This window comes from Arthrobacter sp. SPT-J7 (assembly GCF_059089965.1).
The window spans coordinates 1-15,060 of sequence record NZ_JBNHFF010000057.1; the positions used below are offsets into that span (position 1 = coordinate 1).

The 15,060-nt window shown below is 64.4% G+C and carries 13 protein-coding genes, 1 pseudogene and 2 riboswitches; of the genes and pseudogenes, 8 read left to right on the forward strand and 6 right to left on the reverse strand.

What is annotated here, in order from left to right; genetic code table 11:
• The 5 genes from AC5RWX_RS22215 to AC5RWX_RS22235 all read right to left on the reverse strand — a co-directional run.
• Positions 1–1,472: sensor histidine kinase (locus AC5RWX_RS22215; RefSeq protein ID WP_494098482.1), on the reverse strand; the 1,472-nt coding region annotated here is incomplete at its 3' end.
• Positions 1,473–1,522: 50 nt separating this feature from the next.
• Positions 1,523–2,233, reverse strand: a complete 711-nt coding sequence (locus AC5RWX_RS22220) for a response regulator transcription factor (protein WP_494098472.1) — start codon at positions 2,231–2,233, stop codon at positions 1,523–1,525.
• Between the two features lie 205 nt (positions 2,234–2,438).
• Positions 2,439–4,085, reverse strand: a complete 1,647-nt coding sequence (locus AC5RWX_RS22225) for a DNA repair helicase XPB (protein ID WP_494098473.1) — start codon at positions 4,083–4,085, stop codon at positions 2,439–2,441.
• A gap of 13 nt (positions 4,086–4,098) precedes the next feature.
• Complete coding sequence (locus tag AC5RWX_RS22230; RefSeq protein WP_494098474.1) at positions 4,099–6,585, reverse strand: helicase-associated domain-containing protein; 2,487 nt, start codon at positions 6,583–6,585, stop codon at positions 4,099–4,101.
• 10 nt (positions 6,586–6,595) lie between these two features.
• On the reverse strand, positions 6,596–6,829 hold the full coding sequence (locus tag AC5RWX_RS22235) for a hypothetical protein (RefSeq protein WP_494098475.1): 234 nt from the start codon (positions 6,827–6,829) through the stop codon (positions 6,596–6,598).
• A 220-nt stretch (positions 6,830–7,049) separates the two neighbouring features.
• Here AC5RWX_RS22235 and AC5RWX_RS22240 point away from each other — a divergent pair, with 220 nt between their 5' ends.
• Both AC5RWX_RS22240 and AC5RWX_RS22245 read left to right on the forward strand, forming a co-directional pair.
• Entirely contained in the window at positions 7,050–7,433 is a 384-nt protein-coding gene (locus AC5RWX_RS22240) for a cold-shock protein (protein WP_013599963.1), read from the forward strand.
• 87 nt (positions 7,434–7,520) lie between these two features.
• Positions 7,521–7,998: pseudogene (locus AC5RWX_RS22245) on the forward strand (DUF3027 domain-containing protein); the annotation flags it as partial.
• A gap of 424 nt (positions 7,999–8,422) precedes the next feature.
• Here AC5RWX_RS22245 and serC read toward each other — a convergent pair.
• Entirely contained in the window at positions 8,423–9,553 is a 1,131-nt protein-coding gene (gene serC / locus AC5RWX_RS22250) for a phosphoserine transaminase (RefSeq protein ID WP_494098476.1), read from the reverse strand.
• A 277-nt stretch (positions 9,554–9,830) separates the two neighbouring features.
• On the opposite strand from serC, the gene AC5RWX_RS22255 reads away from it, so the two are divergent.
• The 6 genes from AC5RWX_RS22255 to mobA form a co-directional block, all read left to right on the forward strand.
• Positions 9,831–10,526 (forward strand): iron-dependent transcriptional repressor DtxR, encoded by a 696-nt coding sequence (locus AC5RWX_RS22255; RefSeq protein ID WP_494098477.1) that lies wholly within the window; start codon positions 9,831–9,833, stop codon positions 10,524–10,526.
• Positions 10,527–10,671: 145 nt separating this feature from the next.
• Positions 10,672–10,882: riboswitch (cyclic di-AMP (ydaO/yuaA leader) on the forward strand.
• A gap of 10 nt (positions 10,883–10,892) precedes the next feature.
• Entirely contained in the window at positions 10,893–11,714 is an 822-nt protein-coding gene (locus AC5RWX_RS22260) for a M23 family metallopeptidase (RefSeq protein ID WP_494098483.1), read from the forward strand.
• A gap of 128 nt (positions 11,715–11,842) precedes the next feature.
• Positions 11,843–12,025, forward strand: a riboswitch (cyclic di-AMP (ydaO/yuaA leader).
• Positions 12,026–12,095: 70 nt separating this feature from the next.
• Positions 12,096–12,779 (forward strand): C40 family peptidase, encoded by a 684-nt coding sequence (locus tag AC5RWX_RS22265; RefSeq protein WP_494098478.1) that lies wholly within the window; start codon positions 12,096–12,098, stop codon positions 12,777–12,779.
• A 165-nt stretch (positions 12,780–12,944) separates the two neighbouring features.
• Positions 12,945–13,718: an NlpC/P60 family protein gene (locus AC5RWX_RS22270; protein WP_494098479.1), complete on the forward strand. Its 774-nt coding sequence runs from the start codon at positions 12,945–12,947 to the stop codon at positions 13,716–13,718.
• Positions 13,719–13,996: 278 nt separating this feature from the next.
• Positions 13,997–14,497, forward strand: coding sequence for an HNH endonuclease (locus tag AC5RWX_RS22275; RefSeq protein ID WP_494098480.1), 501 nt, complete (start codon positions 13,997–13,999; stop codon positions 14,495–14,497).
• A gap of 87 nt (positions 14,498–14,584) precedes the next feature.
• On the forward strand, positions 14,585–15,060 hold a 476-nt coding region (mobA, locus tag AC5RWX_RS22280; RefSeq protein WP_494098481.1), incomplete at its 3' end, for a molybdenum cofactor guanylyltransferase.

Below are 15,060 nucleotides of genomic sequence, written 5' to 3' on the forward strand. Positions count from 1 at the left end.
ATAACCCTGCCGTCGCTTCCCCGCGAGTCACTGCCGGCCGGCCTGGGAAACGTGCCCAGGCTTTCTGCTTCCTCGCTGTCTGCTGCTTCCTTCTCCGGTGCGTCGTCGCGGTGCGGAAGGGTGACCACCAGTGTGGCGCCCCCGCCGTCAGTATCTTCCACGCGGACCGAACCGCCGTGGGAGCCTACGATCGCGGCCACGATGGCCAGTCCCAGGCCGCTGCCTCCCGTCTCGCGTGTACGGGAGGTATCGGCCCGGTAGAAGCGTTCGAAAACCTTGGAGGCGTCCTCCTCCGAAATCCCCGGCCCGTGGTCGCGGACCTCAATAACTGACCGGAGCTGTCCGCCCTCCGTGGCACGGACGCCCACGGCCAGCTCCACGGGGCTTTCCTCCGGTGTGTAGCGCAGCGCGTTCCCTACGAGGTTGCCCACCACCTGGCGGAGCTTGGCTTCGTCGCCGAGCACCGGCGCGGGGGCTGCCGGGCCGCCGTCGAGCCCGGTGAGGGATATAACCCGTGAGCGGGCGCTGGCCTGCGTGTCCACCACCGCGTCGTGGGCAATCAGCTGGAGGTCTACAGGCTTTTGCTGCAACGGCCGTTGCTCGTCCAGGCGGGCCAGCAGAAGCAGGTCCTCCACCATGGAGCCCATCCGCTTGGCTTCGCTTTCGATCCTGCCCATGGCAGTGGCCACGTCCTCCTCAGTGGTCAAGGCGCCGTGCCGGTACAGCTCCGAGAAGCCGCGGATGGTCACCAGCGGGGTCCGCAGTTCATGGGACGCATCGGCGGCGAACCGGCGCATCCTCGCCTCAGACGCCGTGCGCGCGGAGAAGGCCGTTTCGATGTGGGCGAGCATGGCGTTCAGGGAGCTGCTGAGCCGGCCCAGCTCGGTGCCGGGATTTTCCACGTCAACCCGGCGGGACAGGTCGCCGGCGGCTATGGCGGCGGCTGTCTTTTCCACCCGGGCAAGCGGCCGGAAGGCCCGCGATACAGTCCAGCTGGCAATCAGGGACGCCAGCAGGAGGGTGAGCAGACCCACACCGATGACAACAAGGGTAGCGTGCTCCAGGACGTCGTCAACGCTTTCCAGCGGCAGCCCGATGAGCACTACGGCTGTAGTCTGGTTGTTCTGCACCGTCACCGCGATGACCCGCCAGTTATGGCCGTCGGTGCCGCGCACCTGGTAAGGCTCTGTGCCGCGTTCCCGGGCCTGTTCCACGGTCATGGAGCTGATGTCCGGCCCATTGTCGGGCTCAGCGCCAAAGGGAAAAGGATCTTCCCCGGGCACGAACAGAATCAACGAGTAGTCGGTGGGAACCATGGGTGCCTGCAGCTGCGAGAAGGACCGTTGCCGGCTTGCCAGCTCAACGGCTGCCTGCAGCTTTTGGTCCACCTGGTCCTGCAGGTAGTTGTGAAGGAGGGCCAGGGTCCCTGCCCCGGTCACCGTAAGGGCAACAATGAGCAGCGCCATGATCATGGCCACCAGTTGCGTCCTAAGCGAAGACGACTTCCACTGCTGCAGCAAGGTCAGCGCTTTTCTGCCGTCCGCAGCACGTACCCCACGCCGCGCTTGGTCTGGATCAGGGCCGGAGCCTCAGGGTCAATGTCGACTTTCCGGCGAAGGTAGGAAATGTACGACTCCACGATGGAGGCATCCCCGTTGAAGTTGTACTCCCACACATGGTCCAGGATCTGCGACTTCGACAACACCCGGTTGGGGTTGAGCATAAGGTAACGGAGCAGCTTGAACTCCGTGGGGGACAGTTCGATGACTGCGCCGCCGCGCCGTACTTCGTGGGCGTCGTCGTCGAGCTCCAGGTCGTCGACGCGGATCACGGCGTCGTCGTCGAGCAGGGGCTGCGTCCGGCGCAGGACGGCGCGGATGCGGGCAACTACTTCATCGAGGCTGAAAGGTTTGGTGACGTAGTCGTCTCCGCCGACGGTAAGGCCCGTGACCTTGTCCTCGGTATCGTCCTTTGCTGTCAGGAACAGAACAGGAAAGTGCTTGCCGGAAGCCCTGAGGCGGCGGGTCACAGTGAACCCGTCCATGTCCGGGAGCATAACGTCCAAGACGGCAAGGTCAGGAGCATGCAGGTCGGCAGCGGCAAGTGCGTCCCGTCCGCTGGCCGCGGAGACGACGTCGAACCCGGCGAACCGCAGGGACGTCGAGAGCAACTCCCGGATGTTGGGTTCGTCATCCACTACCAGGAGCTTCGCTTCAGGTCCGTTCTTGTTCATGTTCCCATCATGCTCCCAGAATCTGGGAGTTGTCTGGATCGTTGTTGAAAGCAGGGTGGAGGCGCTGCTTGTTACCGCTGCCGTTACCACCCCAGTGTTCCTTCTTGGCCCGGCAGGGAAATGACAGGCCTTCTCCCGGAGCATATGCCTCCAATTTGCCCCTCACGCGCCCAAAGCGCACCGGGCGCTGCGCCACCGGCGAACGCTATTCGGCCGTTTCCACGTCCTTGGCGTCCATGATGCGGTAGGCGTACCCCTGCTCGGCAAGGAACCGCTGGCGCTTGGCCGCGAAGTCCTGGTCGAGGGTGTCCCGGGCCACGAGCGAGTAGAACCGCGCAGCCCGGCCGTCCTTCTTGGGCCGGAGCAGCCTGCCCAGCCGCTGTGCTTCCTCCTGCCGCGATCCGAAGGAACCGGAAACCTGGATCGCCACAGAGGCTTCGGGGAGGTCGATGGAAAAATTCGCAACCTTCGAGACCACCAGCGTCTGGATATCGCCGGCACGGAAGGCATCAAAAAGCTTTTGGCGCACCTTCACGGAAGTGTCGCCCTTGATGACCGGCGCCCCGAGGCGCTCACCGAGGTCGTCCAACTGGTCAATGTACTGGCCGATGACCAGCAGCTGCTCCCCATGGTGCCGGGCTACGAGCTGTTCCACCACCTGCGTCTTGGACTCGGAAGTGGCACACAGCCTGTATTTGTCGGCGTCGTCTGCCATGGCGTAGGCAACCCGCTCGTCCCGTGGCAGGTCCACCCGGACCTCCACGCAGTCGGCCGGGGCAATGTAGCCCTGGGACTCGATGTCCTTCCACGGTGCGTCGTAACGCTTGGGGCCAATCAGGCTGAACACCTCGCCCTCGCGGCCGTCTTCCCGCACCAGGGTTGCTGTCAGGCCAAGGCGGCGCCTGGCCTGCAGATCCGCTGTCATCCGGAAGATGGGTGCAGGCAGCAGGTGCACTTCGTCGTAAATGATCAGGCCCCAGTCATGCCCATCCACCAGTTCCAGGTGCGGATACAGGCCGCCGCGCTTGGTGGTGAGGACCTGGTAGGTGGCGATGGTCACCGGCCTCACTTCCTTAACAGCTCCCGAATACTCACCAATTTCGTCCTCGGTGAGGGACGTGCGCTTGAGCAGCTCGTCCTTCCATTGCCGGGCAGCAACGGTGTTGGTGACCAGGATCAGGGTGGTGGTGGAACCGGTCGCCATGGCTGCGGCACCTACCAGGGTTTTGCCGGCCCCGCAGGGCAACACCACAACCCCGCTGCCTCCTGCCCAAAAGTTGTCGCTTGCCATCTGCTGGTACGGCCGCAGTTTCCAGCCGTCCTCATTCAGCGCGATCAGGTGCGGGGTGCCGTCCACGTAGCCGGCCAGGTCCTCTGCCGGCCATCCGATCTTGAGCAGGAGCTGCTTGAGCTGTCCGCGCTGGGATGCGTGCACCACCACAGTTTCACCATCAATACGTGGGCCCAGCAGCGGCTGGATCTTTTTGGACCGGATCACTTCCTCCAGGACCGGGTAATCGTCGGTCCGCATAACCAGTCCGTGCTGCGGATCCTTTTCCAAGCGCAGCCGGCCGTACCTGGACATGGTTTCTTCGACATCGATCAGCAGCGAATGCGGCACGGGGAACCGGGAGTACTTCAGGAGGGTGTCGAGGACCTTCTCGGCGTCCAGTCCTGCCGCACGGGCATTCCACAAGCCCAACGGAGTAAGCCTGTAACTGTGGACGTGCTCGGGGGCGCGTTCCAGCTCTGCGAACGGCGCGATGGCGTGCCGGGCTTCGGTTGCGAGCTCATGGTCAACCTCGAGCAGGATGGTCTTATCGCTTTGGACTATCAGGGGTCCGTCGTTCACGCGGGGGAGTCCTTCACTGGCGCAGTTCCTCTGCGGCCTCAATGTCAATGATGCGATGGATGGACAGCACCCGTTCGGTGTCCTTCGCGGGGTCGAAGACCCGCACCCGTCCGCCGCTTACTGATAGGGGAACAACAATTTCCAGGTTGGCATTCCCCAGGCCGTCCACCACATTCATGCTGATGCGCTGCTTGAGCCGGATAGCCCGCTGCAGCGCCTCTAAGCCAAGCTGCGTCGCTGCCTCGCCAGTGTGGTCTGCATCCGCGCCGTGAGAAGTGCCGACGGCGGCAGGACGGTGGCGCAGCACATCAAGTTGTGCTTGTACTTCCTCCGCCGGCGGGGCTGTCCTTGGGGCAGTGTAGATGGGGCGGGACGGGGTGTGGGGCGCGGGAACGCGCCGGAGCTTGAGCACCGGCTGCTCCGAATCGTCAAAGGACGGGGAAAGGCCCAGGCTCCGAAGAACCTGCGCTGTTTCCCGCGGTGGCGCCGACGATATGAGGACCGTGGGCGCAATCCGGACCAGGCCCAGCCCCTCCGTCTTCGGCCCGGCCAGCAGCTCCAGAAGTGCAGCTTCATCCTCGCTCTGGACGAAACTGGCCGCTGCGCCCACCCGCAGCCGACCGTGCCGGGCCGCAGTATCCTCCACGAGGTACTGCAGCGGCTGAGGTACCGCAGTGGCCGAGTGTTCCCTCAGGAATTCCAACACGGTGGAGGCATCATGGCCAGCGTCCAGGGCGCGCCGGATGGAGCCGGGCGAGAACCGGTAGATGGTGGCCGGACCCTGGCCTTCGGCGTCAGCCATAAGCAGCAGTTTCTCGGTCAGCGCCGGGGCGAGGTATCCGGGGGCAACGGCGGTGAGGTCCGCCTGGAGCAGTACATGGTTCAATTCCGCGGGCAGGTGCTCGCCCAGGATGGAGAGGGCGGCCTCGGGATCGTCGTCCGCGATGGCGCTTCCCAGTTGGCTCAACGCCCCGGAGCCCAGCAGCCCGAGTATTTCGGCTTCTGCCAGGACTCCGCGGATCAATGAGCTGAAGCGGCGGGCCATCCGCGGCTGGGCCCACTCTGCGCGTTGGAGTACCGCTGGCGCGTCCAGGACGGGTGCAGTGCCGTCAGGGGCTGCTGCTTCCCGGGTGAGTTCGTTCAGGATCTCCAGGATCCGTTTGCGTACGACGGGGGCGTCGGGCCGTTGCGCTTCGGCTGACAATGCGATGATGGTGCTCCCGGAAGCGGCACGGTGAGCTGCGGCTCCTGGAGCCCCGTTAATCGGTTGCCCCACCAGGGACGGTACGCGCTCGCTGGCCAGCCAGGCGTTGACGAGCCAAAGCCACTGTTCCTGCCTGGGCAGGATGAGCCATTCCAGCTCCGGCGGCTGGACCCAAGATGATGAGTCCACATCCAGGCGGATCAGCCCGGCGAGCCCGCAGAGCTCCAGGAGAAGCCCGGCACGGGGCTGGTCGATCCGGAGCATCTCGGCCAGCCGCCGCATCTCGCGGACACCTACGCCGCCGCTGCGCAGTGTGGCCATGGGCTGTTCCCGCACCGCATGAAGTACTTCGCCCACGAGCCGCAGCGTCTCGCTGATGGCCCCCAGGGCAGCATTCCGCCGCAAGGCCGCACTGGTCCGGCCAAGCTCGGGAACCGGCGGCGACAGCCTGAAATCATCGATGATGGCACCGCCCCGCAGCGAGAGCCCCACGCTGTGCGGCAGCTCCACGTGGGCGGCGTCCAGCGGCACCAGCAGGCCGCGTGCCAGTAGCCAGTCGATGGGCCCGACGTCGGATCCTTCGGCGGTGATGGACGCCTTGCGTTGCGCCTGGGGAACGGCACCCATGGCCCAGTTCCTGAACCGGGCGAGCAGGGCCGCCGTCCGTTCCGGAGCAGTGGACAAGATGTCCCGGAGGTTCTCCGGCGAGGACGTCCAGCGTTGCAGGGCAAGCGCTGCCTCCATGGGCGTTGTGGCTCCATGGATGGCTGCACCGCTGCGGTGAAGCTCGGAAACGAGCTGGACCGCCCGCTGCGCAAAGGCCGGCTGGAGGCGCACCAGTTCGGTATAGCTGCGGCCGAGCCCAGCAGGATAAATCCCCACCACATCCTTGAGGCTGCCGACGGGGAGGTAATAGCGCTGCCTGTTGCCGCTGGCGGGTGATCCGTGCGGGGGTTCTGCGCGGTGCACCAGGGCGAGTTCCTGCAGGGACGCCAGGATCCGTTCCACAGCGGCAACCGTGGAACCCGAGATCAGTTTGCGCAGTCCTGCGGCGGAGGCGCTGTGCTCCGTATCCGTGTTGGTGCACAGATGGAGGGTTTCCAGGACCTGCATCTGTGGCCGGTTGAGGCGTTCCAGCGCACGCTGGACGCTGACGCGCCCGCTGGCCCGGGCAGCGAGGGCGGCGAAGTCCGGTACCGGGGGGGAAACGAGATCCGGACGCGCGTCGAACAGCGCCCGCAACGAGTCATCGCTGCGGGCCTCCAGGTCCTTACTGAGCGCGCGAATAAGGGACATCAGTCCAACGTTACCGCCCGCCCGGTTTTCCTGCCCGGCGGCGCCCGGCAACGCTGTCAAGAACAAGGAACAGCATCAGGAGGAACGCCAGCGGCAGGCCGTAGAGGGCGGTGTAGGTGACCCAGGCAGGAGCAACCGAACCGGCGAAGGCGAATGCCACAACGGCAGCCACCGCCACCAGCGAAAGCACTGCAATAACTGCGCCGAGGATCGTCAGGGGACGCCGGTAACGCGAGGGTGTCATGAACGTAACGCTAACAGCCCGGTCTGGCACTCCCGGCATGGCTGCAGGGTCGCACTTGCGGGGAGCCATCGAAAGCAGGATTACGGCACCGGGCAGGATAACCTTGAGGGATACAGACCAACACGGTCTCCCAGCCGTCACACCTTGGACCCGCACAACAATGTGGATGCGGTGACGGCCGGCCGTGTCTCAAGACGTCAGAACGAAGAAGGTTGATTACGTGCCTACCGGCAAGGTCAAGTGGTATGACAAGGAAAAGGGCTTCGGATTCCTCGCGGGCGAAGATGGCCAGGAAGTCTTCCTGCCCAAATCGTCGCTGCCTGAGGGCGTAACAGAGTTGAAAGCAGGCACCCGCGTCGAGTTTGGTGTGGCTGACGGCCGCAAGGGGGCCCAGGCCCTGGGCCTGCGTGTGCTGGACAAGACGCCGTCCATCGCCAAGGCCAAGCGACCCAGCGCGAAGGACCTTGCGCCGCTGGTCCAGGACCTCGTTACTGTTTTGGACAACCTGTCCGGAACCCTTTCCAAAGGCAAGTACCCGGAAGGCAATAAGGGCAAGGCCATCGCCGCGGCCCTGCGTAAGGTTGCCGACGAGCTGGACGTTTAGGCCTTTATGAACCGGGAAGCTGATCAGCAGGACCTGGAGTCACTCGATCCGGAGTCAATGCCCCTGGAGCCACGGGGTTTGGAGTCAATGGACATTGAATCGATGGACCCGGTGCCGGGGGACACGGCGCAGCTGCAGGCCGGTGCTGCAGCGGGCGGGGCCGCCGGTGGCACCGCTGTCCCAGCCGGCCAGGTGCCTGGGGTGGCGAAACCAGCCAAGCGACGCGCCGGTGTGCCCGTATGGCGTACCGGTAAGCCGGACGCTTTTCTTGCTGCTGCCGTGGACACGGCTCGAGCAGCCATCGAAGGCATCACCGCGGCGGCGGATGTTGGGCAGCACCTCGCGGCCAAGAGCGAAGGCGACCGCCTGGTCACCCACCTCTTTGCGTGCAGGCTGCCCGGCTATGCCGGCTGGCAGTGGTTCGCGGTGCTGACCCGGAATTCGCGGTCCAAGGTGGTCACGGTTAACGAGCTCGGCCTCTTGCCGTCCGAGGAGTCCATCCTCGCCCCTGAATGGGTTCCGTGGGCCGAACGGGTCCGGCCCGAGGATGAACAGGAACAGGAATCGGGGCGCGGTGAGGACCGGTCGCACGAGGCGGAAGCCGCTACGCCCGCCGCCGGTGCAGAGCCGACTGATGGACGTGCTGACCACGCTGATGTGCTGGAAACAGACGCCGCCGGGCCTGCCGCCACCCAACCTGCCGCCACTCAGCCTGTCGATGGGGATGCTGGAGCCCTGGACGATGTAGTCCCGGATGACCAGGCCCATGACGACCAACCACAGGTGGACCAGGCCGAAGTTGAGGAAGCTGACGTGGCGGAGCAGCCCTCAGGCCAGCACTCCGGGACAGATTAAGGCACGGAAACAACCGCGCCCAAACAAGGAAACTGAGCTAAGAAACGCAACGGCGCCGACCGGGCAGGACCCGGGCGGCGCCGTCGTGCGTTAAGGCCGGAGGTTACGTCAGCCGGTTACGTGGGCAGTTTCGATCACTTGCGCAGTTCGCCCGCCACATAGTCGATGCTCGCAAGAAGCGCGGAAACATCGGCCGGTTCAATGGCCACGAAGGTTGCAATGCGCAGCTGGTTGCGGCCGAGCTTGCGGTACGGCTCGGTGTCCACGATCCCGTTGGCGCGAAGGACTTTGGCGACCACTGCGGCATCCACGGACTCATCGAAGTCAATGGTTGCGATGACGTTTGAACGCTCATCCGGCTTCGTCACGAACGGGGTTGCGAACTCCGAAGCCTCTGCCCAGCTGTAGATACGTCCGGCAGAGTCTGCCGTGCGCGAAGAAGCGAAGTCCAGTCCGCCGTTGGAGTTCAGCCACTGCACTTGGGCGTCCAGCGTTACCAGCGTGGAGAGTGAGGGCGTGTTGTAGGTCTGGTTCAACCGCGAATTGTCGACGGCCGTCTGCAGGTCCAGGAAATCCGGAATCCAGCGGTCACCCGCCTTGATCCGCGCCGCGCGTTCCAGGGCGGCGGGGGAGAACAGCCCAAGCCAGAGGCCTCCGTCCGACGCAAAATTCTTCTGCGGAGCAAAGTAGTAGACGTCACTTTCCGCGACGTCCACGTCCAGCCCGCCCGCGGCAGAGGTAGCATCCACCAGTACCAGGGCACCCTCATCTGCGCCGGCAACACGCTGTACCGGGGCTGAAACGCCCGTGCTGGTCTCGTTCTGGGGCCAGGCGTAAACGTCCACGCCGGCTTCGGCCGTGGCTGAAGGGCGTGTGCCCGGCTCGGACTTGATGATGGACGAGGAGCCCAGGAAGGGCGCTTTGTTGGTGGCTGCCGCAAATTTGGACCCGAACTCGCCGAAGGAAAGGTGCTGGGCCTTGTTTTCAACCAGGCCGAAGCTCGCCACATCCCAGAAAGCCGTCGAACCGCCAACGCCCAGGACCACTTCGTAGCCGTCGGGGGCACGGAAGAACTGGCTGAGACCTTCGCGGACGGAACCCACGAGGTTCTTGACCGGGGCCTGCCGGTGGGACGTGCCGAGGATGTTCTTCGAAGCCGCGGACAGCGCATCGATCTGCTCCTGCCTGACCTTGGAAGGCCCGGCGCCGAACCGTCCATCCTGGGGCAGGAGGTCGGCGGGAATAGTGATGCTGGTTTCGCTCACGGGTGCTCCAATTTCGGCGTGGACATGGCTTTGGTCCGGTCGGATGTTGGTGGCCGGCAGCCGGGGACGACTGCAACCAGGGCCTCCCTCATTCTGCCTGAACCGCTCTATCGGCGGGAACCGGAACCGTCATAGTCCAGCCAATGAGACGGCCCGCCCGCACCCACTGAACTAATCGGACAAAGTCAAAATAGGCTAAGCTTTTCCACGGACTACGTCGCGGTGAAGGCGATACGGTGGGACAACGCTAGGTACTGTGCTCGAGGAGCTGAGCTGGATGACGGATCTGATCGATACTACGGAGATGTACCTTCGGACCATTCTGGAGCTCGAGGAAGAGAACATCGTTGCCCTTCGTGCGCGTATCGCCGAGCGGCTGCGGCACTCGGGGCCTACCGTCTCCCAGACCATCGGGCGCATGGAGCGGGACGGGCTGGTTGTGGTCTCAGGCGACCGCCACCTTGAGCTCACCGAGACGGGCCGGAAGCGTGCCACCGAAGTAATGCGCAAGCATCGCCTGGCCGAACGCCTTCTCGCTGATGTGATCGGACTGGACTGGGCCTATGTCCACGATGAAGCCTGCCGCTGGGAGCACGTGATGAGCGAGCGGGTGGAACGGCGCATCTACGAGTTGCTGAACCACCCCACGGAGTCCCCCTACGGAAATCCGATTCCGGGCCTTGCTGCCCTCGGCGGCGTGCCGTCCCTGGGTTTCGCGGACGGAGCCATCAGCCTTCTGGAGGCAATGAAGTCGTACGGTCCTGCCTCGGTGGTGACCGTCAGCCGGCTTGCCGAGCCCATCCAGGTAGAGCCTGAACTGCTCTCCCAGCTCGATGAGGGGGGCATCCGGCCGGGTGCCGCCGTGTCGCTGGAACGGGTGGGCGACTACATTTCGGTTCGGGTTCCCGGCATCGAAGGGGCGCTTGAGCTGCCCCCGGAGGTAGCCGCCCACGTCTTCGTGGCGATCAGCTAGAAGGCGGCGAAGGGCCCGATACCCCATGGGAAGGCAGTTACGCAAAGATAACGGAATTGTTACTTTGCGGCTTAAGCATCTATAGTTGAACCAAGCGTTGATATTAAAGCGTTACCTGATCTGGAGCCGAGCTCTGCCAGCGGATCAGGAGCACGAGTCGTAACTGGCAGAGGCGGGGGAACCACAAGCGGCAGCAGGGGACTGCCTTGGGGTGAAGTCCGTCAGCAGCAAGCCACTTCCAGTGAAGGATCCCTCCGGGATATCTCTGTGCCGAAGCTTGCTTACGGCGGACCGGGTCTTTGCACTCTCTGACCCGAATCCGACAGCTAACTTCGCAGGCTTTCCAGAGAGGAACCCTTCTTGACCATGCAGAATTCCAGGGGACGCCGCCGCGCGGCGGTCCCTGCTTCGACACCGCGTGTCGTCGAAGCCATCACCTCGGAACGCCCCCGCGATCCGCACCGTGATGCGCGCCGCCGTCGGGGTCCCTTCCGTCAGATCACTGAGTTCGCTGCTGCCAGCGGCATCGGCCAAAAGGCCGGTATCGCCCTCGCTGCCACCGGCCTGGTACTCACCGTGACCGTGCCGGCCACCAGTCCCGTGATGGCAACGGATGCCTCCGGATCCACTCCTGCGGCCGCGTCTGCTGTTGCCCCCCAGCCGCAGGTTTCCGCGGAAGCTGGCGCCCAGATCGACTTCAGCCGCTCTGCTGTAGTTACCCAGGCGGACCCGGATGGCAAGCTGAAACAACTTCTCAGTGCCCAGTCTGCCGGCGCCATCACCCGCGCCGCTTCCGCGGGAAGCCTTGGTGCCCCGCTCGCTGCCCTGACCACTGCGTCGCCCTTCGGCTACCGGGTCAGCCCCATCACCGGAGGCTCCGGCGATTTCCACCGGGGACAGGACTATGTGGCCCAGTGCGGCACCTCTGTGCTGGCCGCAGCCACCGGAACTGTCACGTTCGTTGGATGGCACCAGTACGGGGGCGGCAATCGTGTGGTGGTGGATCACGGCAATGGCCTGGAGACCACCTACAACCACCTGTCATCCTTCAGCGTAAGGGAGGGGCAGACGGTGTCCCGCGGGGACGTTGTGGCCCTCAGTGGGACCACAGGAGCCTCCACCGGCTGCCACCTCCACTTTGAGGTCCAGGTCAATGGCGAGGTTGTTGACCCGACCGGCTGGCTTTAGTCAAGTGACTGTGAGCTATCACTTGAACTTGACCAGCCGTGACCTGAATGTGACATTCACCCAAAACTGCTGTACCGTCTAACTCGCGCCAACTTTTCCGAAGTTGACGCTCTTGTGCGGATTGCCTAACTCTGCCACCGCTCAAGGTCCGTTCGCATTTCATCGTCTGGCAGGGGCGGGGGAACCAATTTTGGCCTTCAGCTTTTTGGAGGCCTTGGGGTTAAGTCGCAAAAGCTTCCCAGGAAGCTACGCGGCCGGGTGACTCCCATCCGAATCCGACAGCTCACCTCGTAGGCATTGGGAGAGGCTACCTTCGTGTCTTCACGCCATAATTCTGCGCGCCACCGTGCGCAACCGGTTCGTACCAACCCCCTGGACTCCATGTCCAAGGCTGTTAGTGCCAATGCCGGGACAGTAGGTCGCCAGGCTGCAGTCATCGCAGCTGCGTCCGGCCTCATCCTGACCATGGGCCTGCCGGCCAATGCAGCGGACACCACCGCTGGTGTTTCCGCCTCCACTGAGTCCGGATCCGCACAGAGCACCCTCGCGGTCACAGCGGCACCCACGGCTACCGTTTCCTTTGAGCGCCCCGTGGTCAAAACCACGCCGGCACCCAAGGTCGAAACGGTGCGTGCGCAATCCACTGCCTCCGGCAACCGGACCGCTACCACCGCTACCACCGCAGCTGCTCCGGAATCCGCCCCGCAGAAGCTCACTGAAACCGTTGCCTCCGCTTCCACTTCCGGAATCGCGGGCATTGCCTACACCGGCATCGGCCGTCCGTACGTTTGGGGCGGCACCACTCCCAACGGCTGGGATTGCTCAGGCTTTACCCAGTGGGTCTACGCCCAGGCCGGCATCAGCATCCCCCGCGTTAACGCGTGGACTGCAATGAAGCCCACCTCCACGCCGCAGCCGGGTGACCTGGTCATGCAGAACGGCGGCGCGCACGTCGGCATCTACGTCGGCAACGGCATGATGATCAGCGCCCTGAACCCGTCCCAGGGAACGCTGCTGCACTCGGTAGCTGCTACCGGCTCTTCCGCGTTTTTCACTATGAACTAGTTCTTCGACCCCAGGGTCCAAGGGCTTTCATTGCCCAAACACGCTCTTCGCTAAATCACCACACATCCCCGTTCGGGGCGTGCCGGCGTACCCCCAAGATGCCGGCGCGTCCAAACACCTTTGGCTGCCTACAAGCGGTTTGAAGGAAAACGAAAGAGAGAACTGATGACTACTCGTGCAACCGCACGGCACCGCGCCGAGGTCACCAAAACCAACTCGCTCGCCATCAGTGCCAAAGCTGTTGGCGAGAACGCCGGCGGCGTAGGGCGACAGGCGGCTGTTATAGCAGCCGCTTCCGGCCTGGTCCTTACCAGCGGCCTCGCTGCCAACGCTGCTGACGCCAACGTCCAGCGTGACTCTGCCCCGGCCTCCAACCTGGAAGTTGAATCAACGGTTGAGGCTCCGATCTCCGCCGCTTCCACCATTGCCATCTCCTTCGAGAAGCCCGCTGTGACCACCACCCCGGCTCCCGTTGTTGAAGCTCCGGAGCCTGAGGTTGAAGTCCAGGAAGCCGCTCCGGCTCCTGCGCCGGCCGCAAAGACCGCCGCGGTCGCAAAGGTAACCGCCACGGCTCCGGCTGCGGCAGCCCCCGCAGCTCCTGCCTCGGCAAGCGGCAAGGGTGCAGCCATCCTGTCCGCCGCTTACGCCCAGCTTGGCGTCATGCAGGACTGCACCATGCTGGTGACCAACTCATTGGCTGCCGTGGGCATCAACTTCCACGACTGGCCTGCAGGCTACCTTTCCCTGGGCCGTACGGTGAGCGCTGCTGAAGCTCAGCCGGGCGACCTGATTTACTACGCCGACGGCGGCGCCGGCATGGCCCATGTGGCTGTCTACGCTGGTAACGGCCAGGCGGTACACGGTGGCTACAACGGCAACCAGACCGTTGTCTTCAGCGCCAACGTTGGCTCCGGCCCGGTGTTCATCCGCGTCAGCTGATAAACCGCGGCCGTAGCCACGGCTGATCAACATTGAACAGGACCCCTGCCTCGTCGGCGGGGGTCCTATTCAGTTAACCGCCTGGGCAGCTCCGTGTGCCTACCTGGGATGCGGCGGGCGGCCACCGAATTTCGGCCGGACACGGCAGTGCGTGCTCCAGCAATTAGCCGATAATGCATTTCTTTGTTTACTCTTGTGGTGTCGATCCATAGCCCGGACATGCCGAGGGCAGCCGGCCCTCGTGCCCCTGACGGGTGCGGCCGTGAAGAGGTACGTGCATGCGCACTCTCGTTCTGAATGCTGGATATGAACCGCTGGCGGTTATTACTTTCCGCCGGGCGCTGGTGCTTGTGCTCACGGGCAAGGCGAGCGTTGTTGCCGAAGGGGACGATCCCGTAGTGGGCCCCCAGGAAATCCTGGGCCGCCCGTCCGTGATCCTCCTGAACCGCTACATCCGTCCCAGATATAACCAGTCGACCGCTGTCAGCCGGCGCGGAGTGCTCCGACGGGACGGGCACAAGTGTGCTTATTGCGGAAAAGCTGCGCACACCATCGATCATGTTCACCCAAAGTCACGCGGGGGAGCCGAATCCTGGGAAAACCTGGTGGCGGCCTGCCTGAGGTGCAACAACCTCAAAGGCGACCACACACCCGTTGAGATGGGCTGGAAGCTGCGGTTCGTCCCAGAGCCTCCGCATGGCACAGTTTGGCAGATTAAGGAACTCGAGAAGCCGACGCCCGCGTGGGATCCTTTCCTGCTGCCGGAGCGTGCTGCCTGATCCCCTGGTTCGGCTGCCGGATTAGTGCTGCCCCCCAACCTGCCGCGTGAGTACGTTGCCCGGCCGGCGCCCGACTAGGCTGGGGGAGTGGAACAAGACTTCTTGTACTTCAACGCCCTGATCCTGGCCGGAGGCCGGTCATCCAGGCTCGGCGGCGTGCCCAAACAGGGGTTGGTCTTTCACGGTGACACCCTCCTGCAGCGGGCTCTTGCCGCGGCCTCCGGTGCAGCGCGCACAGTAGTGGTTGGTCCAGACCCCGGCGCCCTCCCGGCAGGGGTGATCTCCTGCCGCGAGCAGCCGGAGTTCGCAGGACCTGCTGCCGCGGTGGCAGCAGGGCTGGAGGCCCTCGCCCAAGCCGCAAGCGAAACCGCATACACCCTCGTGCTGGCGTGCGACATGCCCCGGGTCTCGGCTGCCGTACAGGTGCTGGCCAAGGCACTGGAGTCGGGGGAGCCCAGGGCCGACGCGATCATCGCGTGCTCCACAGACGGAAGGGCCCAGCAGCTAGCCGGTTTCTACCGCACAGCCGTGTTAAAGAGGGCAGCACGGGAACTGGGCTCACG